Annotated in this window: 20 protein-coding genes; 10 read left to right on the forward strand and 10 right to left on the reverse strand. The window is 73.1% G+C overall.

Features of this window, described 5'->3' with window-relative positions:
* Positions 1-9: 9 nt before the first annotated feature.
* Both O2W53_RS15005 and O2W53_RS15010 read right to left on the reverse strand, forming a co-directional pair.
* Positions 10-2,106, reverse strand: coding sequence for a S9 family peptidase (locus O2W53_RS15005; RefSeq protein ID WP_269163858.1), 2,097 nt, complete (start codon positions 2,104-2,106; stop codon positions 10-12).
* Between the two features lie 92 nt (positions 2,107-2,198).
* On the reverse strand, positions 2,199-2,918 hold the full coding sequence (locus O2W53_RS15010) for a metal-dependent transcriptional regulator (RefSeq protein WP_269163859.1): 720 nt from the start codon (positions 2,916-2,918) through the stop codon (positions 2,199-2,201).
* 195 nt (positions 2,919-3,113) lie between these two features.
* Here O2W53_RS15010 and O2W53_RS15015 point away from each other — a divergent pair, with 195 nt between their 5' ends.
* Together O2W53_RS15015 and O2W53_RS15020 are read left to right on the forward strand one after the other, a co-directional pair.
* A complete protein-coding gene (locus O2W53_RS15015; protein ID WP_269163860.1) occupies positions 3,114-4,298 on the forward strand; it encodes an acetoin utilization protein AcuC in 1,185 nt (394 codons plus the stop codon).
* 66 nt (positions 4,299-4,364) lie between these two features.
* Positions 4,365-7,070, forward strand: coding sequence for a bifunctional acetate--CoA ligase family protein/GNAT family N-acetyltransferase (locus tag O2W53_RS15020; protein ID WP_269163861.1), 2,706 nt, complete (start codon positions 4,365-4,367; stop codon positions 7,068-7,070).
* Positions 7,071-7,172: 102 nt separating this feature from the next.
* Here O2W53_RS15020 and sigB read toward each other — a convergent pair whose 3' ends face one another.
* Positions 7,173-8,156, reverse strand: a complete 984-nt coding sequence (gene sigB, locus O2W53_RS15025) for an RNA polymerase sigma factor SigB (protein ID WP_206330605.1) — start codon at positions 8,154-8,156, stop codon at positions 7,173-7,175.
* A 263-nt stretch (positions 8,157-8,419) separates the two neighbouring features.
* Positions 8,420-8,851, reverse strand: a complete 432-nt coding sequence (gene dtd, locus O2W53_RS15030) for a D-aminoacyl-tRNA deacylase (protein WP_269163862.1) — start codon at positions 8,849-8,851, stop codon at positions 8,420-8,422.
* Positions 8,852-9,027: 176 nt separating this feature from the next.
* Here dtd and O2W53_RS15035 point away from each other — a divergent pair, with 176 nt between their 5' ends.
* Both O2W53_RS15035 and O2W53_RS15040 read left to right on the forward strand, forming a co-directional pair.
* Positions 9,028-9,981 carry a DUF808 domain-containing protein gene (locus tag O2W53_RS15035; RefSeq protein ID WP_269163863.1) on the forward strand — a complete coding sequence of 318 codons (954 nt, stop codon included), beginning with the start codon at positions 9,028-9,030 and terminating at the stop codon, positions 9,979-9,981.
* 39 nt (positions 9,982-10,020) lie between these two features.
* Positions 10,021-10,776 (forward strand): hypothetical protein, encoded by a 756-nt coding sequence (locus tag O2W53_RS15040; protein ID WP_269163864.1) that lies wholly within the window; start codon positions 10,021-10,023, stop codon positions 10,774-10,776.
* Positions 10,777-10,785: 9 nt separating this feature from the next.
* Here the strand turns inward: O2W53_RS15040 and O2W53_RS15045 are convergent, their stop codons facing one another.
* The 3 genes from O2W53_RS15045 to O2W53_RS15055 form a co-directional block, all read right to left on the reverse strand.
* Positions 10,786-11,400 (reverse strand): DUF305 domain-containing protein, encoded by a 615-nt coding sequence (locus tag O2W53_RS15045; RefSeq protein WP_269163865.1) that lies wholly within the window; start codon positions 11,398-11,400, stop codon positions 10,786-10,788.
* Positions 11,401-11,644: 244 nt separating this feature from the next.
* The gene (locus O2W53_RS15050) at positions 11,645-13,024 is read right to left on the reverse strand and encodes a sensor histidine kinase (RefSeq protein ID WP_269163866.1); all 1,380 of its coding nucleotides are present in this window, start codon (positions 13,022-13,024) and stop codon (positions 11,645-11,647) included.
* Positions 13,021-13,698, reverse strand: a complete 678-nt coding sequence (locus tag O2W53_RS15055) for a response regulator transcription factor (protein ID WP_269163867.1) — start codon at positions 13,696-13,698, stop codon at positions 13,021-13,023. Before O2W53_RS15055 ends, O2W53_RS15050 begins: the two co-directional genes overlap by 4 nt.
* 168 nt (positions 13,699-13,866) lie before the next feature.
* On the opposite strand from O2W53_RS15055, the gene O2W53_RS15060 reads away from it, so the two are divergent.
* A complete protein-coding gene (locus tag O2W53_RS15060; protein WP_269163868.1) occupies positions 13,867-14,415 on the forward strand; it encodes a PepSY domain-containing protein in 549 nt (182 codons plus the stop codon).
* A 99-nt stretch (positions 14,416-14,514) separates the two neighbouring features.
* Here O2W53_RS15060 and katG read toward each other — a convergent pair whose 3' ends face one another.
* Both katG and O2W53_RS15070 read right to left on the reverse strand, forming a co-directional pair.
* Complete coding sequence (katG, locus tag O2W53_RS15065; protein WP_269163869.1) at positions 14,515-16,776, reverse strand: catalase/peroxidase HPI; 2,262 nt, start codon at positions 16,774-16,776, stop codon at positions 14,515-14,517.
* On the reverse strand, positions 16,773-17,249 hold the full coding sequence (locus tag O2W53_RS15070) for a Fur family transcriptional regulator (RefSeq protein WP_269163870.1): 477 nt from the start codon (positions 17,247-17,249) through the stop codon (positions 16,773-16,775). The genes katG and O2W53_RS15070 overlap by 4 nt, the downstream gene beginning before the upstream one ends.
* 155 nt (positions 17,250-17,404) lie before the next feature.
* Here O2W53_RS15070 and O2W53_RS15075 point away from each other — a divergent pair, with 155 nt between their 5' ends.
* The gene (locus O2W53_RS15075) at positions 17,405-17,560 is read left to right on the forward strand and encodes a hypothetical protein (protein WP_269163871.1); all 156 of its coding nucleotides are present in this window, start codon (positions 17,405-17,407) and stop codon (positions 17,558-17,560) included.
* Positions 17,561-17,682: 122 nt separating this feature from the next.
* Positions 17,683-18,552, forward strand: coding sequence for a DUF368 domain-containing protein (locus tag O2W53_RS15080; RefSeq protein ID WP_269163872.1), 870 nt, complete (start codon positions 17,683-17,685; stop codon positions 18,550-18,552).
* A gap of 30 nt (positions 18,553-18,582) precedes the next feature.
* On the opposite strand, the gene O2W53_RS15085 is transcribed toward O2W53_RS15080, so the two are convergent.
* The gene (locus O2W53_RS15085; protein WP_269163873.1) at positions 18,583-19,230 is read right to left on the reverse strand and encodes a TetR/AcrR family transcriptional regulator; all 648 of its coding nucleotides are present in this window, start codon (positions 19,228-19,230) and stop codon (positions 18,583-18,585) included.
* A 62-nt stretch (positions 19,231-19,292) separates the two neighbouring features.
* On the opposite strand from O2W53_RS15085, the gene O2W53_RS15090 reads away from it, so the two are divergent.
* The 3 genes from O2W53_RS15090 to O2W53_RS15100 all read left to right on the forward strand — a co-directional run bounded on the left by O2W53_RS15090 (position 19,293) and on the right by O2W53_RS15100 (position 21,114).
* Positions 19,293-19,898 (forward strand): class I SAM-dependent methyltransferase, encoded by a 606-nt coding sequence (locus tag O2W53_RS15090; protein WP_269163874.1) that lies wholly within the window; start codon positions 19,293-19,295, stop codon positions 19,896-19,898.
* Positions 19,899-20,016: 118 nt separating this feature from the next.
* Positions 20,017-20,616, forward strand: coding sequence for an HhH-GPD-type base excision DNA repair protein (locus O2W53_RS15095; protein ID WP_269163876.1), 600 nt, complete (start codon positions 20,017-20,019; stop codon positions 20,614-20,616).
* Positions 20,617-20,778: 162 nt separating this feature from the next.
* Complete coding sequence (locus O2W53_RS15100; RefSeq protein WP_269163877.1) at positions 20,779-21,114, forward strand: DUF3099 domain-containing protein; 336 nt, start codon at positions 20,779-20,781, stop codon at positions 21,112-21,114.
* The last annotated feature ends 1 nt before the right edge of the window (position 21,115 follow it).

A 21,115-nucleotide genomic window follows, 5' to 3' on the forward strand; every position in this document is an offset into this window, starting at 1 on the left:
GCGCTGCCCTCAGAGCAGCTCCGGACGCCGCCACTCCTCGCCGAGCACGTGCTCGGCGAGGAAGGCCAGCACGGTCTCGTACCAGACCGCCGCGTTCCCCGGCGTGAGCACCCAGTGGTTCTCGTCCGGGAAGTACAGGAACTTCGACGGCACCCCCCGCTTCTGCAGGTCGTACCAGAGCCGCAGACCCTCGCCGATCGGCACGCGGTAGTCCTTGTCACCGTGGATGACCAGCATCGGCGTCCGGATGGCGTCGGCGTAGCGGTGCGGGGAGTTCTGCTCGTACCGCTTCGGCTCGGTCAGCGGGTCGCCGAACTCCTTCTCCCAGTAGTACGCAGCGTCGGTCGCCCCGACGAACCCGTCCAGGTGCCACAGGCTGGCGTGGGTGACGATCGCCCGGAAGCGGTCGGTCTGGGTGGCGATCCAGTTGGCCATGTAGCCGCCGAACGAGCCGCCCATGGCCGCCGTCCGGGTCTGGTCGATCTCCGAGAGCGCCTCCGCGGCGTCCACCGCCGCCATCAGGTCGGTGTACGGCGCGTCGCCCCACTCACCCCAGCCGCGACGGACGAAGTCCTGGCCGAACCCCTGCGACAGCGCCGGGTTGGGCAGCAGCACGGCGTACCCCCGGGCGGCGAGCACCCACGGCGTCCAGCGCCAGGACCAGGAGTTCCAGCTCATCAGCGGGCCGCCGTGCACCCACAGCACCAGCGGCGCCGGGTTCGTCGCGTCGGCGCCCTCGGGGAGCACCAGCCACGACTGGACCCGGGTGCCGTCGGCCGCGGTGGCGTCCAGCTCGCGCAGCGTCCCGGGGAGGCTGCTGATCGTGCCCGGGTTCGGCAGCGCGGCCGGGTCCTGCCCCGGGGCGTGCGGGTCCAGCCGCACCGGCACCGGCGGGGTGTCGTACCCGGAACGCAGGGCGTAGAGCGCACTGCCGTCCCGGGCGACCTGCAGGTCGCTGTAGGCGCCCTGGTCGGTCAGCCGCACCGGGGCACCGTCCTCCAACGCGTCGCCGTCGGCCGCCACCCGGAAGACGGCGTGCCGGCCGTCGTCGTCGGCCAGGAAGTACACGGCCGTGCCGTCGGCGGAGAACTGCGGCGCGCTGGGCCAGCGGTCGAAGCCTGGGGTCAGCTCCCGGGTCTCGGCGGTGGCGACGTCGACCAGCAGCAGCGTGTGGTCCGGCGGCTCGGCGTAGGTGGAGGCGGACTCCCGGTCGCACACCACCCGCCGGGAGTCGGGGGAGAAGCGGGCGGCGGAGATGTCGGCCAGCGGGTCGTCGACGAGGACCCGGGTCTCCCCGGTCGCCACCTCGATGAGCACCAGCCGGGACCGTCGCCCGGCCGGGCCGTCGGGCAGCTCCTCGCTGCGCGCCACCCACCGGCCGTCGGGCGAGACGGCCAGGTCGGTGCCCGAGCCCAGCGGCGGGCCCGCCTCGGGGGTCAGGTCCCGCCACTGCGGCGCGGCCGCCGACGTGCCCGGGACGGTCTCCGCCGGGAGCTGGCCGACCCAGTACACGTGCGGCACCGCAGGGCCCAGGTCGTGGTCCCAGTAGCGCACCGGGTAGCTCTCGTGCAGCAGTGCGCTGACGCCTGCGTCCTTGCGCCGGGTGCGGAGCTCCTCGTCGGCCTCGGCGTCCGGGGCGCCGGGCATCGTGCTGGCGACGACGACCACGTCACCGGTGTCGGCGGCGACCGCGACACCGGTCACGCCGGCGCTCCGCTGCAGCACCAGCCGGGCCTCGCCGCCGTCGGCCGGCAGCGCCCACAGGGCCGGCTTCGGGTCGCCGCCGTCCTTGGCGGCGGTGGGATCGGGCCGGGTCGAGGTGAACAGCAGGTCGCCGGCGGGGGTGAACACCGGCGAGGACTCACCGCTCGCCCCGCGGGTCAGCCGCCGGGCGTCCCGCTGCCCGGCCGGGTCGACCTCCCAGAGCGCGGACTGCCACTTCTTGCCCTCGGCGTCCAGCGTGGCCACCGAGGTGACCAGCCGGCTGCCGTCGGGGGAGAGGGCCAGGCCGCCGAGCCGGGGGAGGGCGACGAAGTCCGCGATCCGGTGGAACGGGCTGGGCGGGGTGTCGTCGCTCTGCTCGAGGGGAGCTGCGGTGTCGCTCACCGGGGCCTTCTCTCTGCGCGTCCGGACAGGTCGCACCGGAGCCTAGTGAGAAGGGCGCGAGGTCGTGAGCCCAGCGAACGACCTCCCTGCGGTCAGCCGACCCCGGCGGTCGCCTCGGCCGCCTCGACCGGGGACAGCTCCTCGTCGACCGCGCTGACGAAGACGTGCTGGGCGACCCCGGGCTGCAGGGCGACGCCGTCGACCAGCACCCCACCGTCGGTGAGCGTGGCGGTGACCGTCGAGCCCGGCCGCACGCCGTGGTCGGCCAGCGAGCGCAGCAGCGGGGCGTCCTCCTGCAGCTGCTCGCTGATCCGCCGGACGACGACCTGCCGGCCCTCGGGGGTCGCGGTCGCCGACAGCAGGGTCAGCGCGTCGAGCACCGCCGAGGTGTCGCCGCCCAGGGCGTCCAGGCCGGGGATCGGGTTGCCGAACGGCGAGACCGTCGGGTTGCCGAGCAGGCTGAGCAGCTTGCGCTCCACCGCCTCGCTCATCACGTGCTCCCAGCGGCAGGCCTCTTCGTGCACGTCGGCGTAGTCGAGCCCGATGACGTCGACCAGCAGGCACTCGGCCAGCCGGTGCTTGCGCATCACGGCCGTGGCGAGCTCGCGGCCCTCGTCGGAGAGCTGGAGGTGCCGATCGCCCTGGACCGAGAGCAGGCCGTCCCGCTCCATCCGGGCCACCGTCTGGCTCACGGTCGGGCCGCTCTGGTGCAGGCGCTCGGCGATCCGGGCCCGCAGCGGGACGATCCCCTCTTCCTCGAGCTCGAAGATGGTCCGGAGGTACATCTCCGTGGTGTCGATGAGGTCGTTCACGTCCACACTCCTCCGTCAGGTTCGCCCCGATCCTACGAGGGTCGGGGCACTGGACGGGCGGATCTCATGCGTTCGGGTCGGGCGGGCGCGCTGCCCGGGCCGCAGCGGTAGCGTCGGGCAGGTGATGGAGCTCGCCCGCTCGACGAGGAGCACCGCAGCGCCGCGCCCCGGCCGGCCCCGGCGAGGGGAGCGCCCGTGAGCGACGCCGTGACCGTGATCTGGGACGATGCCCTGCTCGGCTACACCATGGGCGGTGACCACCCCATGCACCCGGTGCGGCTGGACCTGACCATGCGGCTGGCCGACTCCCTCGGCGTCCTGGACTCCTCGCGGATCGAGGTGGTCAAGCCCGAGCCGGCCGGCCCGGAGCTGCTCACGCTCGCCCACGACCCGGCCTACCTGGAGGCCGTCCGCCGCGCCCCGGAGGACCCGTACGGCGTCGGCCACGGCCTGGGCACCCCGGACAACCCGGTGTTCCCGGGCATGTACGAGGCGGCGGCTCTGATCACCGGGGGCAGCGTGCTCGCCGCCGAGCTGGTCTCCAGCGGTCGCGCCCAGCACGCGGTCAACATCGCCGGAGGGCTCCACCACGCCATGCGCGACCAGGCCTCGGGCTTCTGCGTCTTCAACGACGCCGCGGTTGCCATCGCCTGGCTGCTGGGTCAGGGCTGGGAGCGGATCGCCTACGTCGACCTCGACGTGCACCACGGCGACGGCGTCCAGGCCGCGTTCTACGACGACCCCCGGGTGCTCACCGTCAGCATCCACCAGACCCCGCTCACCATCTTCCCCGGCACCGGCTTCCCCGAGGAGACCGGCGGCCCGGGGAAGGCGCTGGGCAGCGCGGTCAACCTGGCGCTGCCCAACGGCACCGACGACTCCGGCTGGCTGCGGGCGTTCACCGCCGTGGTGCCCAGCGTGGTGCGCGCGTTCGACCCGCAGATCCTCATCACCCAGTGCGGCTGCGACGCCCACCACGAGGACCCGCTGGCCGACCTCGGGCTGACCGTCGACGGGCAGCGGGCCTCCTACCGCGCCGTGCACGACCTGGCGCACGAGGTGTGCGACGGCCGGTGGATCGCCCTGGGCGGCGGCGGCTACGGCCTGGTCCGCTGCGTGCCGCGGGCCTGGACCCACCTCCTCGCCGAGGCCGGCGGTGACCGGTTGGCGCCGGACACCGAGATCCCGCAGAGCTGGCAGGACGACGTCCGGAGCCGGGGTCTGCGCACGCCGCCGCCGGGCTCGATGACCGAGGGCGGCTACGTCGGCTTCCACCGCTGGGACCCGTTCACCGAGAACCGGGTCGACCGCGCCGTCCTGCGCACCCGCACCGCTTCCTTCCCCTACTTCGGACTCGACCCGGACGACCCTCGTGATTAAGGACGATCCAGCCCCCCACCACTCGCGAGCTCGTGGCGGGCCCCTGCTGGACGGCCGGGAGGACCAGTGACCGCCAGTGAGGAACTGACCGTGCCGCCGCCCCTGCCCCCGCCCCCGCACTGGGAGGCCGACGTGGTCGCCGCCGACGGCGGCACCGTGCCCCTGCGTCCGATCACGCCCGAGGACGCCGACGGGATCGTCGGGCTGATGGACCGCAGCTCCGACCAGACCCGCTACTACCGGTTCTTCGGGCCGATGCGGCGGCTGTCGGACAAGGACCTGCACCGCTTCACGCACGTCGACCACGACGCCCGGGTGGCCTTCGTGGTGCTGCTGGGCGACCGGCTGGTCGGCGTCGGCCGGTACGACCGCTACCCGGGCACCGACGACGCCGAGGTCGCCTTCCTGATCGAGGACGCCCACCAGCGTCGGGGGCTGGGGTCGGTGCTGCTGGAGCACCTGGCAGCGGCCGCCCGGGAGCGGGGGATCAAGCGGTTCGTCGCCGAGGTGCTCAGCCAGAACAGCCAGATGGTGCGGGTCTTCCTCGACGCCGGGTACTCGGCCAAGCGGTCCTACGAGGACGGCGTGGTGCACCTGACCTTCCCGATCGCGCCCACCGAGCAGTCCCTCGCGGTGGCGCACGAACGCGAGCAGCGCAGCGAGTCCCGCTCCATCGGCCGGCTGCTCAACCCCGGCTCGGTGGCCGTGGTGGGCGCCAGCAACGACCCGGCCAAGGTCGGCCACGCGGTGCTGCACAACCTGCTCGAGTACGGGTTCGCCGGGCCGATCTACCCGGTGAACCCGGCGGTGCGGCACGTCCGCGGGGTGCCGGCGCACGCGTCCATCGAGGCCATCCCGGACGACGTCGACCTCGCCGTCCTGGCCGTGCCCGCCGACGAGGTGGCCGCGGTGGTCGAGGCCTGCCGGCGCAAGAACGTGCACGGGCTGGTGGTCATCTCCGGTGGCTTCGGGGAGACCGGGCCCGAGGGCCGGGCCGCCGAGCGCGCCCTGGTCGCCTCGGCGCGCGCGTCCGGGATGCGGGTGGTCGGCCCCAACTGCCTGGGGATCGTGAACACCGACCCGGACGTGCGGCTCAACGCCAGCCTGGCCCCCGACGTGCCCGGCCGCGGGCGGGTGGGCTTCTTCGCCCAGTCCGGTGCGCTGGGCGTCGCGCTGCTGGAGCGCGCCCGGGCCCGGGGGATCGGGCTGTCCAGCTTCGTCTCCGCGGGCAACCGGGCCGACGTCAGCGGCAACGACATGCTCCAGTACTGGGCGAGCGACCCCGGCACCGAGGTCGTGCTGCTGCACCTGGAGAGCTTCGGCAACCCGCGCAAGTTCGCCCGGCTCGCGCGCGGGGTCGGCCGCACCAAGCCGGTGGTGGCGGTCAAGAGCGGCCGGCACGTGGGCATGACCGCCGGGCTGGCCGGCACCAGCGTCGCCGTCCCCGAGCAGTCGGTGGCTGCGCTGTTCGCCTCCGCCGGCGTCATCCGGGTCGAGACGCTCGCCCAGCTCTTCGACGTGGGCACGCTGCTGGCCCACCAGCCGCTGCCGGCCGGTGACCGGGTCGCCATCGTCGGCAACTCCACCGCCATGGGGGTGCTCGTCGCCGACGCCGTCCTGGAGCAGGGGCTGGAGCTGGCCCACGAGCGGCCCGTCGACATCGGCACCCAGGCCGCGCCGGAGGACTTCCGGGCCGCGCTGCAGGCCGCGCTGGACGACGAGGGCGTCGACTCGGTGGTCGCGGTCTTCCTGCCGCCGCTGCTGCAGGGTGAGCAGCCCTTCGGCCGAGTGCTCCGCGAGGTCTCCCGCACGGCGGAGAAGCCGCTGGTGGCCAACTTCCTGTCCACCGAGGGCATCCCCGCCGAGCTGGTCGTCCGGGACGAGCACGGCATGCCGGGCCGTGGCTCGGTGCCGTCGTTCTCCACCCCCGAGCGGGCCGTCATGGCGCTGGCGAAGATCAGCGAGTACGCCCGCTGGCGCCGGCGGCCCCTCGGCGTCGTCCCCGAGCTCGGCGGCATCGACGAGGCGGCCGCCCGGGAGGTGGTCGAGTCCGCGCTCGGCGCGGCACCGGAGGGCCGTGCCCTCTCCGACGAGGAGACGATGGCGCTGCTGGGTGCCTACGGGGTGCCGATGCTGGGCACGCGCCGGGTCGAGGACGTGGAGGCGGCCGTCGCGGCCGCCGAGGAGATCGGCTACCCGGTGGTGCTGAAGTCGACGGCGCCGTGGCTGCGGGACCGCCGCGACCTCGGCGGCATGCGGTTCGACCTGGCCGATGCCGAGGACGTGCGCAGCGCGTTCGCCGCCATCCCGGCCGGTGACCCGGTCATCGTCCAGGAGCAGTCGGCTCCGGGCGTGGCGACCGTGGTCGACATCGTCGACGACCCGTCCTTCGGTGCGCTGGTGAGCTTCGGGGTGGGCGGGGTCGCCACCGACCTGCTCGGCGACCGGGCCTACCGCACCCTGCCGCTGACCGACCTGGACGCCGCCGAACTGGTCCGCGAGCCGCGGGCCTGGCCGCTGCTGAACGGCTACCGGGGGAGCGCGCCGGTCGACACCGCGGCGCTGGAGGAGCTGCTGCTGCGGGTCGCCCGGCTCGGTGACGACCTGCCCGAGGTGCTGTCGCTGACCCTGGAGCCGGTGATCGTCGGCCCTGCGGACGCCTGGCACGGTGGCCGGTCGCTCGTGGTCGCCGGTGCGACCGTCCGGATCGGCCAGCCGACGGCACGGGTGGACACCGGCCCCCGCCGGATGTTCCGCCCGGCCACCCCGTGACCTTCCGGCCACCCGACGTCGAGACGCGGAGAGCCGGGCCGCCGTGAGGCGACCCGGCTCTCCGCATCGGTGTCATCGCGGGGCGACGACGGTGCGCACTGCTCAGCCCAGGTAGTCCCGGAGGGCGTCGGCGCGCTGCGGGGCCCGCAGCTTGGTCATCGTCTCGCGCTCGATCTGGCGCACCCGCTCGCGGGAGAGCCCGAAGCGCTTGCCGATCTGCTCGAGCGTCCGCGGCTGCTCGCCGTCCAGGCCGAACCGCATGATGACGACGTCCCGCTCGCGGTCCTCCAGGGTCTTCAGGACGTTGCGCACGTCGCCCTTCATCATCTGGAAGGCGACGGCGTCCTCGGCGACCGCGGCGTCGGCGTCCTCGATGAAGTCACCGAGCCGGGACTCCTCGTCGGCACCGACGGTCTGGTCGAGGGAGACCAGGTCGCGGGAGTACTCCAGCAACTCGGTGATCCGCTCGGGCGTCAGGTCGAGCTCGAGACCCAGCTCCTCGGCGGTGGGCTCGCGCTCCAGCTCCTGGTGGATCCGGCGGCGGGTGCGCACCACCTTGTTGACCTGCTCGGCCAGGTGGACGGGCAGCCGGATCGTCCGGCCGGAGTCGGCCATGGCGCGGGTGATGGCCTGACGGATCCACCACGTCGCGTAGGTCGAGAACTTGAAGCCCTTGGTGTAGTCGAACTTCTCGACGGCCCGGATCAGCCCGACGTTCCCCTCCTGGATCAGGTCCAGGAACGTCATGCCGTGGCCGGTGTAGCGCTTGGCCACCGAGACGACCAGGCGCAGGTTGGCCTCCAGCAGGTGGGCCTTGGCCGCCTTGCCGTCAGCGGCCAGCAGCTTGTAGTCCCGCTTGACGGCGGGGGTCAGCTGCCGCTCGCCCAGCAGGCGGTCGGCGTAGAGGCCGGCCTCGATCCGCTTGGCCAGCTCGACCTCCTGCTCGGCGGTCAGCAGCGCGGTCTTGCCGATGGTGTTGAGGTAGACGCGCACCAGGTCCGTCGACACCAGGCCACTGGTGTCCGGGGCACGGCGCGGCGAGCGCACCTCGAGGGTGTCGGTGGGGGAGGACTGCAGCACGGTCACGATGAGTCTTCGTCCTTGCTTCGGGGTCTGGATGCGCCGCGTCGTCGATGTGCGGTGCACCCCGGTGGAGGTCAGAGCGTCGGCCCGGCGTCACCGGGTGGCTCTCCAGCCGTTTCTGTCCGTGTGGTACATCGTGTGCAACGGACCCGGGTGGGTCGGTGTTCCGGAGCGGCTCAACTCACAGGGAACGTCCAGGTGTGGCGCTCCGCGGGCGAGTGGCGAGCACGCGGGGGACGACGGTGTGGTACCCGGGGACGCCGGGGCTAGACCTCCAACTGCAAGGTCATCGGGCCCTCGTTCACCGAGGCGACCGCCATCCGCGCCCCGAACCGCCCGGTGGCGACCTCCGTGCCGCGCCTGCGGAGGTCGGCCACCACCTCCTCGACCAGTGGCTCGGCCAGCTCGCCCGGGGCGGCGTCCGCCCAGGACGGGCGGCGACCCTTGCGGGTGTCGGCGTAGAGGGTGAACTGGCTGACCACCAGCACCGGCAGCCCGAGGTCGCCGACCGAGCGGGCACCGTCGTCGGTGGGGAACACCCGGAGTTCGTGCAGCTTCCGGGCCATGGCGCGTGACCGGTCGGCGTCGTCCTCCCGGCCGACCCCCACCAGGGCCAGCAGGCCCGGGCCGATCCTGCCGACCACCTCGTCGTCCACCGTCACCGATGCCTGGCTGACCCGGCTCACCACCGCACGCACGGCATGATCCTCGACCGACGGTCCTCGCCGGTCGCGGCCAGGGTGCGCCGGCTGGGCAGAGCGGGTGCTCCACACTGCTCTCGGCGCGGGACGTCGCGTGGTGCGCCGTCCGGCCGCACCAGTCACCATGACCACCCAGACGGCACGCGCGTGCCGACCGACCGGAAGGACCTCCCGTGGCGGGTGGACTCGTAGCTCTCCTCGACGACGTGGCCGTGCTGGCGCGTGCCGCCGCGGCCTCGATCGACGACATCGGGGCGGCGGCCGGGCGGGCGAGCATGAAGGCCGCCGGTGTCGTCGTCGACGACACCGCGGTGACGCCGCAGTACGTGCACGGTCTGAACGCCGAGCGCGAGCTGCCGATCATCCGGAAGATCGCCCTCGGGTCGCTGCGCAACAAGCTGCTGATCATCCTGCCCGCGGTGATGCTGCTCAGCGAGTTCCTGCCCTTCCTCCTCACCCCGATCCTCATGGTCGGCGGCGCCTACCTCTGCTACGAGGGGGCGGAGAAGATCTGGCACCGGCTGCGGCCGCACGAGGAGACCCACGCCACGGTGGAGGACGCGCTGCCGGACGAGAAGACCATCGTGTCCGGGGCCGTGCGCACCGACTTCATCCTGTCGGCCGAGATCATGGTCATCTCGCTGAACGAGGTGGTCGACCAGGGCTTCTGGTCCCGCGCGATCATCCTCGCCGTCGTCGCCCTGGGGATCACCGTGCTGGTGTACGGCGTCGTCGGCCTCATCGTGAAGATGGACGACGTCGGCCTGCACCTCGCCCAGCGCCCCAGCAAGGGCGTCGCCCGGTTCGGGCGCGGGCTGGTCAAGGGGATGCCGAAGCTGCTCAGCGCGCTCACCGTGGTCGGGACCGCCGCGATGCTGTGGGTGGGTGGGCACATCCTGCTGGTCGGCACCGACGAGCTGGGCCTGACCTTCCTCTACGACGTCGTGCACCACCTGGAGGAGGCCGCCGCGGAGGCGACCGGGGCCCTCGGGTCGGTCGTGGGGTGGCTGGTCAACACGCTCGGCAGCGCGGTCCTCGGGCTCGCCGTCGGCGCCCTGGTCGTGCTGGTCATGACCCTCACGTTGCACCGCCGCGGGAAGTCGGCGGGCGAGGGCGGGGCGCACTAGCCGAGCGCGGCTGTCCGAGTCCGGAGCGAGCCCCGCTCGATGAGTGCTGCCCAGACGGCCGCGGGCGGGGTGCCGCTCGCGGCCCTGGCGGCCGCCGGTGTCCTCGTGGCGGTGCAGCTGCTCGTGCCGCGGGTCCGCCGGCGCGTGTCACCCGGGTCGGCCAGGTTCCAGTCGTTCGCCGGCGGACTGGCGATCGCCTACGTCTTCGTGCGCCTGCTCCCGGATCTGGCGCAACCCGTCACCGGGGCCGGCCCGGCGCAGGGGCTGCTCGGGCTGCTGGCGGAACGCCCGTTCCTCGTCGCGCTCGCCGGCCTGCTGCTGTACTACGCGGTCCTCGACTGGGCCCAGGACGCGGACCGCCGGGAGCAGCGCCGGCACGGCGGCACACCGACCCCGTGGCCGTTCTGGGCCAGCGGCGCCCTGTACCTGGTCTTCAACCTCTTCGTCGGGTACCTGCTGGTGCACCAGGTCCGCCCCGGCCCGACCGAGCTGGTCCTCTACACGGTCGCGTTGTCCGCCCGGTACCTCGTCGGGGAGATCGCGCTGCGCGACCAGGACCCGCGCGCCTACGACCGGCTGGGGCGGTGGGTCCTGGCCGCGGCGGTCCTCGTCGGCTGGGGGATCGGCGCCGCGGTGGACCTCGGCGACGCGGCCGTGCGGGTGTCCTCCGCGCTGCTGGCCGGCTCGATCGTCCTCACCAGCCTCAAGCAGCAGCTGCCCGGATCCGGACGGGCGCACGTCCCCGTGCTCGTGGGCGCCTGCCTCGCCTTCGCGGCGTTGCTGCTCGCCCTCTGACCCGTTCGATCAGGCCGGGGGGCAGTCGCGCAGCGCGGAGCCGTCGAAGTCGGGGACGGGCCGGGCCTGCGCCTCCGCCAGCGTCTCGGCCTCGCCGTTCTCCTCGATGTCGGCGATCAGCCACTCCATCTCGCTGATCTCCCGCTCCTGGGCCTCGATGATCTCGACGGCGAGCTGGCAGACCCGGACGTCGGTGATCTCGGCGCGCTCGGACCGGGTGATGGCTAGCGAGTGGTGCGGGATCATCGCGCTCATCCAGGCGGTGTCCTGCACGGTGGCCTGGCTGCGGTCCAGGGCGATGCCGCCGCCCAGCAACAGCAGGCTGACCGCCACGATGGCGATGTTGCCCTTCATGTCCTTGTACATGTTGAGCATCCAGGCGAGCATGATCAGCCCCATGGTGCCGCCCATGGTGAGCGCCATGAACAGGCGGCTCTCGCTCCACTGGACGTGGCTCCACTCCCACGTGCCGGCGAACATGGTCCAGTACATGACGACCATGGACGTGGTGATCATGGCGGCGAAGCGCAGGTACATCTTCGTCTGGTGCGACATCCCGCCGCCGTCCTCCTGGCCCTTGCTCTTGTCGTTCTCGTCCTTGTCGTCCGTGTGCATCGAAGCCATGGCCGGGATCTCCGTTCTCTCGTCAGTCGGGGCGGGTCGCCACGCCTCGTGGGCCATCACCGCCGGGCCTCGGGACGGGCGCTGCGCCCGTGTCCGTCGAGGAGTGCGCACAGGGCGGACGGAGGCGCCGGCGGACGCGGGCGTCACCCGCATGCCCGCACGGTCGTCCGGATAAACGGCGTCCCTTGAGACGTCGCCGGATGCCCTGCGGGGTCGCCGGGGCCGCGGAGGGGTCGTCGTGCTGTCAGCCGGTCAGCGGCAGTCGGACGACGAACCGCGCGCCAGGGCCGGCGTCCTCGATGCTCACCTCGCCGCCGTGCTGTCGGACGACGTCGCGGACGATCGCCAGGCCCAGGCCGGTCCCGCCGACGTCACGGCTGCGGGCGTCGTCGAGGCGGGTGAAGCGGTCGAACACCCGTTCCCGCTGGTCGGCGGGGATGCCCGGGCCGTCGTCGGTGACGGTGAGCACCGCCCGGTCGGTCGCGGTCAGCCCGACCGCCGCGGTGGTGCGGGCGTGCCGGAGCGCGTTGTCGAGCAGGTTCTGCACGACGCGTGCGAGTGCGTCCCGGTCCCCGGTGACCCGGGCAGCGGACACCGTGGAGGTGTCGATGTCCAGCGCGGTGTGCCGACGGGCACGCGCCGCCGTCTCCAGCAGGATGTCGTCGAGGTCGACCTCGTCACGGGCGAGGGGTGCCCGGGCGTCGATCCGGGCCAGCCGGAGGAGGTCCTCGACCAGCCGGGAGAGTCGCTGGGCGTCCTCGGTCAGCGCGGGGAGCTGCGCGCGCCACGACGGGTCGTCGTGGAGGGCGGCGACCTCCAGCTGGGTGCGCAGGGACGCCAGCGGGCTCCGGATCTCGTGCGCGGCGTCGGCGACGAACTCCCGCTGCCGCCGGGTGGCGCCCTCGGCCCGGCCGAGCAGCGCGTTGAAGGTGGTGGCCAGTCGAGCCAGCTCTTCTCCGCTGGGGGGAACGGCGAGCCGCCGGTCGAGGGCGTGGCCGGGGATGTCGGCCGCCTGCCGGCGCAGCGCCTCGACCGGGCGCAGCGCCCGCCCCGCCAGCAGCCACGTCAGGACGGCGAGGACGGCGACCACGGCCGGCACGCCGATGGCGAGCGCGGAGGTCAGCTCCTCGACGCTCTCCTCCGTGTCGTCCAGCGGCAACCCGACCTGGACGACGACCCGCTGCCCGTCCGGCGTGGAGACCGGGAGGGTGAACACCCGATGGGGCTCGTCCTCCTCGCCGGGGAGGGCCAGTCCGTCCTGGGTCACCACCTCCGGGCCGTTGCCCGTCGGCGTCGTCAGCAGCGGCCGGCCGCCCCGTGGTCCGACGGAGGAGGCCAGCACGGCTCCGTCGCCGTCGAGGAGCTGGACGACCTCGTCGTCGTCGACGGCGAGTAAGGACTCCGTGGACCGGCCGGAGCTGATCGCCGCGGCGATGCGCTCGGCCCGGTCCCGTGCGGCCCCGTCGATGCCTCCGACCAACGCCGACTCCAGTCGGACGACGAGCAGGACGGCGGACAGCGAGATCGCCACGGCGACGACCGCGACCGCGGCCGCGGTCAGCCGAGCGCGCAGGGAACGGCGGCGCACCCACCCGGTGAGGCCGGGCGGTCGTCGGGCGATCATCCGCCGGCGGCGTCGAGGCGGTAGCCGACGCCGCGCACGGTCTCGATGCTCTTCCGCCCGAAGGGGACGTCGATCTTGCGCCGGAGGTAGCCGATGTAGACCTCGACGATGTTGGGGTCCCCGGCGAAGTTCTCGTCCCACACCTCGGTCAGCAGCTCGGACTTCGGCACTGCGTCGCCGACCCGTCCCATCAGGTGCTCCAGGAGCGCGAACTCCCGGGCCGTCAACGCCAGCTCGGTGTCCCCCCGCCAGGCCTTGTGGGCCGCGGGGTCGAGGACCAGGTCCGCCACGACCAGCTGCGCCGGGCGCTCCGGTGCCCCACGGCGCGCCAGTGCGCGCAACCGGGCGACCAGGACGACAAAGGGGAACGGCTTGGTCAGGTAGTCGTCGGCGCCGAGGTCGAGTGCGTCGGCGATGTCGTACTCGCCGTCCTTCGCCGTGAGCATCAGCACCGGCGTCCACACCTGGCGTGCCCGCAGCTCGCGCAACACGTCGTACCCGGATCGGCCCGGCAGCATGATGTCCAGGACGATCGCCGCGTGGCCACCGGCCAGCGCGCGCTCCAGACCGGACACCCCGTCGCCGGCGACGTCGACGCCGAAGCCCTCGGCACGCAGTCCCCGGGCCACTGCGGCCGCCAGGTTCGCCTCGTCCTCCACCACCAGTACCCGCATGCCCACCTCCGCCGTCGGCAGGTCCGTCCCGCCGGCCTCTTGTCTGCCAGTCGAGTGCTGAGAACGAGCTGAGAGGGGCCCGCCGGCTCTCAGCGTCGCCTCAGCTGGTCCGGTCGACACTCGGGACGTGCCCCAGACGCGGGGCTGCCACGGATCCCAGGAGGAGACATGAAGAAGAGCACTCGGTGGATCATCGGCGGCGGCGCGACCGTGGCGCTGCTGGCCGGCGGCGGCGGCGTCGCCCTGGCCGTGAACGCCGACTCCGAGGACGACCGCCCGGACGTCGCCCTCACCGGCGACGCCCTCGAGCAGGCCAGTGATGCCGCCCTCTCCCACGTCGGCGGAGGTGCGGTCACCGACAGCGAGGTCGGCGACGAGGAGGGCGCCTACGAGGTCGAGGTCACCCTCGACGACGGCAGCGAGGTCGACGTCCACCTCGACGAGGGCTTCACCGTGCTCGGCGACGAGCGCGATGGTGGCGAGCGCGATGGCGACGAGTCCGATGAGCGGGACGAGCAGGTCACCGGCCGCGATCGTGACGAGGCCGCCGCTGCTGCCCTGGAGGCGGCCGGCGGCGGCACGGTCACCGAGGTCGAGATCGCCGACGACGGCGACACCGGCTACGAGGCCGAGGTGCAGCTCGACGACGGCACGGTCGTCGAGGTGGTCCTCGACGGGGACTTCACCGTCACCGCCGTCCAGAACCACGACGACTGACGTCCGTCGTTCGCCGGGCCGGGGTGGCTGAGGTCCCCTGGCCCCTGCCCGGACGCCCCGGTCCGCACGAGGCGGACCGGGGCACCCGGGAGCAGATGCCTACCGCAGGTCGTAGCGGTCCAGTTCCATGACCTTCACCCAGGCGGCGGCGAAGTCCTCGGCGAACTTCTCCTGCATGTCGTCGCCCGAGTAGACCTCGACGATGCCGCGCAGGATGGAGTTGGAGTTGAGGACCAGGTCCACAGCGGTCGCCGTGCGGACGACGTTCCCGTCGGCGTCCAGGCCCTCGTAGACGTCCTCGTCCTGCACCGAGGTGCGCCACTGGACGCCCAGGTCCAGCAGGTTGCGGAAGAAGTCCTGCGACAGGACGCCCGGCCGGTCGGTGAACTCGCCGTGCTGCACCCCACCGGTGTTGGCCCCGAGCACCCGCAGGCCGCCGAGGAGCACCACCATCTCCCGCGCGGTCAGCTCGAGCATGTAGGCGCGGTCGATCAGCAACGTCTCCGGCTCGAGCTTGCTGCCCGGCTGGAGGTAGTTGCGGAAGCCGTCGGCCCGCGGCTCCAGCCAGCGGAAGTTCTCGACGTCGGTCTGCTCCTGGCTGGCGTCGGTGCGGCCGGGGGAGAACGGCACGGTGAGCTGCACGCCGGCGTCGGCCGCGGCCTTCTCCACCGCCGCGGTGCCACCGAGCACGATCAGATCGGCCAGCGAGACCTTCTTGCCGGTCTGGGACTCGAAGTCGCTCTTCACCTGCTCCAGCACCGGCAGCACGTCGGTGACGCCCTGGTTGGCCGCCCAGTTGACCTGCGGCTCCAGGCGGAGCCGCGCACCGTTGGCCCCACCGCGCTTGTCGGTGCCGCGGTAGGACGCCGCCGCCGACCAGGAGGTGTGCACCAGCTGCGACACGGTCAGCCCCGAGTCGAGGAGGCGGGCCTTGAGGTCGGCGATCTCCGCCTCGCCCACGAGCTCGTGGTCGACGGCCGGGACCGGGTCCTGCCAGATGAGCTCCTCGGCCGGCACGTCGGGGCCGACGTAGCGGCTCTTCGGGCCCATGTCGCGGTGCAGCAGCTTGAACCACGCCCGGGCGTACTGGTCCGCGAAGTACTCCGGGTCGTTGTAGAACCGCTCGGAGATCTCGCGGAACCCGGGGTCGGCCATGAGGGCGAGGTCGGTGGTCGCCATCATCGGGGCGTTCTTCTTGCCCTCGATGTGCGCGTCCGGGACGAGCTCCTGCGCCTCGGGGTTCTTCGGCTTCCACTGCTTGGCGCCGGCCGGGCTCTCGGTGAGCTCCCAGTCGTAGCTGAACAGCATCTCGAAGTAGGTGTTGTCCCACGTCGTCGGCGTCGGGGTCCAGGCGCCCTCGAGGCCGCTGGTGATGGTGTCGGCGCCCTTGCCGGTGCCGTACTGGCTGACCCAGCCGATGCCGTTGCCGTGCACCGGGCAGCCCTCGGGCTCGGGGCCGACCAGCTCGGGGTTGCCCGCGCCGTGGGTCTTGCCGAAGGTGTGGCCGCCGGCGATCAGCGCGACGGTCTCCTCGTCGTTCATGCCCATCCGGCTGAAGGTGACGCGGATGTCGTGGGCCGAGGCCAGCGGGTCGGGCTTGCCCTGCGGGCCTTCCGGGTTGACGTAGATCAGGCCCATGGTGACGGCGGCGAGGTGGCCGTCGTCCAGGTCCAGCGGGGCGTCGTCGGCGTAGCGCTCGTCGCCGAGCCAGGTGTCCTCCGGGCCCCAGAAGACCTCACCGGGCTGCCAGTTGTCGGCGCGGCCGAAGGCGAAGCCGAAGGTCTTCAGCCCCATGTCGTCGTGCGCGACGTTGCCGGCGAGCACGAGCAGGTCGGCCCAGGAGAGCGTGCGGCCGTACTTCTGCTTGACCGGCAGCAGCAGCCGGCGGGCCTTGTCCAGGTTGGCGTTGTCCGGCCAGCTGTTCAGCGGGGCGAAGCGCTGCCCGCCCTCGCCACCGCCACCGCGGCCGTCGGCGATGCGGTAGGTGCCCGCGGCGTGCCAGGACATCCGGATGAACAGCGGGCCGTAGTGGCCCCAGTCGGCCGGCCACCAGTCCTGCGAGGTGCGCATGACCTCGACGACGTCGCGCTTGACCGCCTCGACGTCGAGCGTAGCCACGGCGGCCTTGTAGTCGAAGTCGGCGCCGAGCGGGTCGGAGTCCTTCGAGGTCTTGTTCAGCACCTGGACGTCGACCTGGTTGGGCCACCAGTCGCGGGTGGTGCGGGGGCGCCCGTTGGTGGCCGGCTCCGGCGCCTTGATCGCCGGGTTCTCGCTCTCGCTGGTGCTCTCCGACTGGGCCTTGGCGACCTCGGTCTTGTCGTAGTCGGCCGTGCTGACCTGGGACTTGTCGTGTTCGGTCACGGGTTGCCTCTCTCTGCGGGACGGGCGGTGGTGGACGGGGCGGCCGGTGCGGTGGCGCAGGAGCGGCACCGGCCCCAGTAGATGACCTCGGCCTCGTCGACGACGAAGTCGGGTGGCGCGTCACCGGACGGCATCAGGCACGGCGCCGCACCGGTGGCGCAGTCGACGTCGACGATCACGCCGCAGTCCCGGCAGACCAGGTGATGGTGGTTGTCGCCGACGCGTGCCTCGTAGCGGGCGACCGAGCCCTGCGGCTGGATGCGCCGGACGAGGCCCCGGTCGGTGAGCACCCGCAGGACGTCGTAGACCGCCTGGTGGGAGACCGCGTCCAGGCGGGTGCGCGCGGCGCCGATGAGGGCCTCGGTGTCGAGGTGCGGGTGCGCGTGGACGGCGTCCAGGACCGCCAGGCGGGGGCGGGTGACGCGCAGGCCTGCGGTCCGCAGGTCGCGCTCCAGCTCCGCAGGGTCGGGCACGGGCTCATCGTGGCCTGCTCCCTTGAAGCAGTCAAGAAACGCCCGGCCCGTGACGCCCCGTCGCGGTCATGGCGGTCGTGTGACGATCGCGCCGACCACGTGTCCGACGGCAGACGGACGGGCACATCCTTCGGGACAACGGAGAGGGGATCCACATGCTCGGTTTCATCGCACTGCTGCTGGTCCTGTGGCTGGCGTTCGTGGTGATCGGTGCGGTCGTCGAGGGCTTGTTCTGGCTGCTCGTCATCGGTGCCGTGCTCTTCGTCGCGACCGCCGCCTTCGGCTGGATGAAGCGCAACACCAAGGTCTGACCGGACCAGCGCACGGCGGTAGCCTCCGGTCGATGCACCCAGCGGAGCACGCCAGTTCCAGTCCACCGGCCCCGGGAGCGGGGCTCGCACACGCTCCCGGCCACGTCCTCCGCGGGATGGCGATGGGCGCCGCCGAAGTCGTCCCGGGGGTCAGCGGGGGCACCGTCGCACTCGTCGTCGGGGTGTACGAACGGCTCATCGACGGTGCCGGGCACGTCGTGACGGCGTTGCGGCTGGCGCTCACCGGACGGTGGGCGCCGGCCCGCACCGAGCTGAACCGGGCGCACTGGCCCACGATCGCCCCGGTGCTGATCGGCATGGCCGTCGCCGTCCTCGTCGCGGCAAGGTTCCTCGAGCCGCTGGTCGAGGAGCACCCGGTCGGGGCGCGGGCGGTCTTCTTCGGGCTGGTGCTGTCCTCGATCGTCGTCCCCGCGCGGATGGTGGGCCGCTGGGCCGGGCGGGACGTCGCGATCGCTGTGCTGGGCGCCGTTGCGGCGTTCCTGCTGACCGGGCTGCCACCCGGAGGCGATGTCGATCCGCCGCTCACCCTGGTCGTCCCCGCTGCCGCGGTGGCCATCTGCGCGCTGGTGCTGCCCGGGGTGTCCGGCTCCTTCCTCCTGCTGACCGTCGGGCTGTACCAACCGACCCTGGCGGCGGTCAACGACCGGGACATCGGCTACCTGGGCGCTTTCGGCCTGGGGGCGGCGCTGGGACTGGGGCTGTTCGTCAAGGCGCTCCAGGCCGCGCTGCGTCGGCACCACGCCCTGACCCTGGCGCTGATGACCGGGCTCATGGCGGGGTCGCTCCGAGCGCTGTGGCCGTGGCAGGAGGAGGACCGCAGCCTGCTGGCCCCCGACGACGGCGCGCTGCCGATGCTCGCCCTCGCCGTCGGCGCCGGGATGGCGGTCACCGCCGCTCTGCTGGTCCAGGCGCGCGTCGAGCGCCGCGCCGCGGCCGCACTCCCAGCGGCGCCCGACCACACCGACATCTGACCGCCCAGGTCTCGGCCGACTCTCGGCCCGTCAAGGCAGCAGACCGTCTTCCAGCGTGGTGCGCAGCCAGCGTTCGTACCGGTCCGGAGGCCAGCCGCAGTCGACCCGGAACATGTGGTGCAGCTCGGGGCTGGTGAGCGTCCACAGGATGGCGGCTGCCTCCTCTACCGGCATCGCGTCCCGCAGAGGGCTGTTCGACGCGATCCAGCCCGCGATGGTCGTCATGGCCTGGCGCCGCTGGCGATGGTGCAGGTCCTCCCGCAGTGCGGCGACGTCGGCGTCGACCGCGGCAGCGCTGCGCAGCATGTCGTCGACCGGGGCGATCCGCTCGAGCTGGCCGAGGATGCCGTGGGCGAACAGCGCGATCTGCCGGCGTGGATCGGTCTCGGCCCGCATCGTCTGTGGATCAGGTCGCTCCAGCAGCGGGACGTCGGCGTCGTCACCACCGATCACGGTGTCCATCGCCGCCTGCAGCAGCCCGCGCTTGCTCCCGAACAGGTGGAAGACCGTGTCGACCGACACCTGGGCCCCGGCGGCCACCGCGGCCAGGGTCGTGCCGGCGTAGCCCCGGGCGAGGAAGAGCTCGACGGCCGCCGCGATCACCCGGCGACGGGTCGCCCTCGCCCGCTCGGCCCGTAGCGGTGAGCTGTAGGACCGCCGGTTGACAGGCTGCGGCATGGCGAGCACGCTACCTGTATTCGTCCTAGTCCAACTAGGACCGAACTGATGAGAGGTGCCGCATGAGCACCGGATACGCCCTCGCCTACCGCCTCGGCATCACCCCCTGGGAACGCGCGGGACGGGGCGCTGCGGCTCAGTTCACCGCCCTGGTGCACCGGGAGGAGGCCGAGCGGACCCCGCCCTACGGGCCGGCGCTCGACCTCGGCTGTGGGACCGGTGGCCACTCCCTCCAGCTCGCCCAGCGGGGGTGGCGCGTGACCGGGATCGATGCCGTGGGTGCCGCAGTCCGGCAGGCCCGGGCGAGGGCTGCGGAGGACGGGCTGGACGTCAGGTTCCTCGAGGGCGACGTCACCGACCTCCGCCTGGACGAGGTGGGCGAGGTCGCGTTCTTCCTCGACGTCGGGTGTTTCCACGGCTTGACGGAGAGCCAGCGGGCGGTCATGGGAGAGCGGGTCACCGCTGTTGCAGCCCGCGACGCAACGCTGCTGCTGCTGGCCTTCCGGCCCGGACGGCGCCCGCTCCTGCCACGCGGTGCCGGCCGCGGCGACGTCGAGACGGCCTTTCCCGGCTGGACCCTTGCGGACGACGAGCCCGCCGACGTGACCGGGATGCCCGGCCCGCTCAAGCGCACCGCGCCGCACTGGTACCGCCTGCGGCGAGCCTGACGGGGTCGCAGCGTCGGCCGTGCTGCTGGCGCCCGGCAGTCGTCGACCGGGCGAGGACAGCCGGGTCGCGGTCGCGGCGGGTGGGTGCGTCCGGGTCGCGCTGCGGCACGATCTCCGTGTGCCGACCATCCGCATCGCCCAGGACACCGCCGCCGACGAGCTGCTCAGCCGCGATCCGCTCGCGCTGCTGATCGGGATGCTGCTGGACCAGCAGTTCCCGATGGAGCGGGCCTTCGCCGGGCCCCGGCTGCTGGCCGACCGGCTGGGCGTGGAGACGCTGTCGGCGGTGCAGCTCGCCGAGTGCGACCCCGAGGTGCTGCAGCGGCACTTCGCCGGCCCGCCGGCGGTGCACCGCTATCCCGGGTCGATGGCCGGCCGTACCCAGGAGCTCGCCCGGGCGCTGGTCGAGCGGTACGACGGCCGGGCCGACGCCGTCTGGGCCGACGTCCCGGACGGCGCCACCCTGCTCCGCCGGCTGCGCGAGCTGCCGGGCTTCGGCGCCCAGAAGGCGGCGATCTTCCTGGCCCTGCTGGGCAAGCAGTGCGGCGTCACCCCGCCCGGCTGGCGCCAGGCCGCCGGCGACTACGGCGAGGAAGGGGCGCGCCGGTCGGTCGCCGACATCACCGACCCGGCGTCACTGGCCGAGGTGCGCACCGTCAAGCAGGCCGCCAAGCAGGCGGCCAAGGAGGCGCGGGCCGGGAAGGCCGGGACCGACTGAGGGGCAGCACGGACGGTCCCGCCGGACCCCTGCATCGCGCACGATCGAGTGGCACCATGGGTCGCAGGAGCCGGGGGCTCCGGGGGCCGGTCGCACCACCCGCATGGGCGATCCAGCCGACCACCGCCGCCCTTCCCCCGGCCGGTCCAGGGAAGGGCGTCCGTGGCCTCCAGCCAGTCCAGCAGCCGCAACGAGCCGGTCCTCATCACCGAGGCCGAGCCCAGCCAGGTCGACCAGCACGCCGCTCGGAAGAAGCGCTACGCGATCACCATGGCGATCCGTGGGGTCAGCCTCGTCCTCGCGGCCATGACCTACACCTACTCCATCTGGTTGATGGCGGTCTTCGCCGTCCTCGGCACGGTGCTGCCGTGGGTCGCCGTGGTCATGGCCAACGACCGGCCGCCGAAGAAGAAGATCGACATGAACCGCTACCGGCCGCCGGCGCCGGACCGGATCCTGGAGTCCGGCAGCAGCAGGGCCCGCGTCATCGACATGTGAG

It is taken from the genome of Modestobacter sp. VKM Ac-2978 (assembly GCF_026968025.1).
In the GTDB taxonomy this organism is placed as follows: domain Bacteria; phylum Actinomycetota; class Actinomycetes; order Mycobacteriales; family Geodermatophilaceae; genus Modestobacter.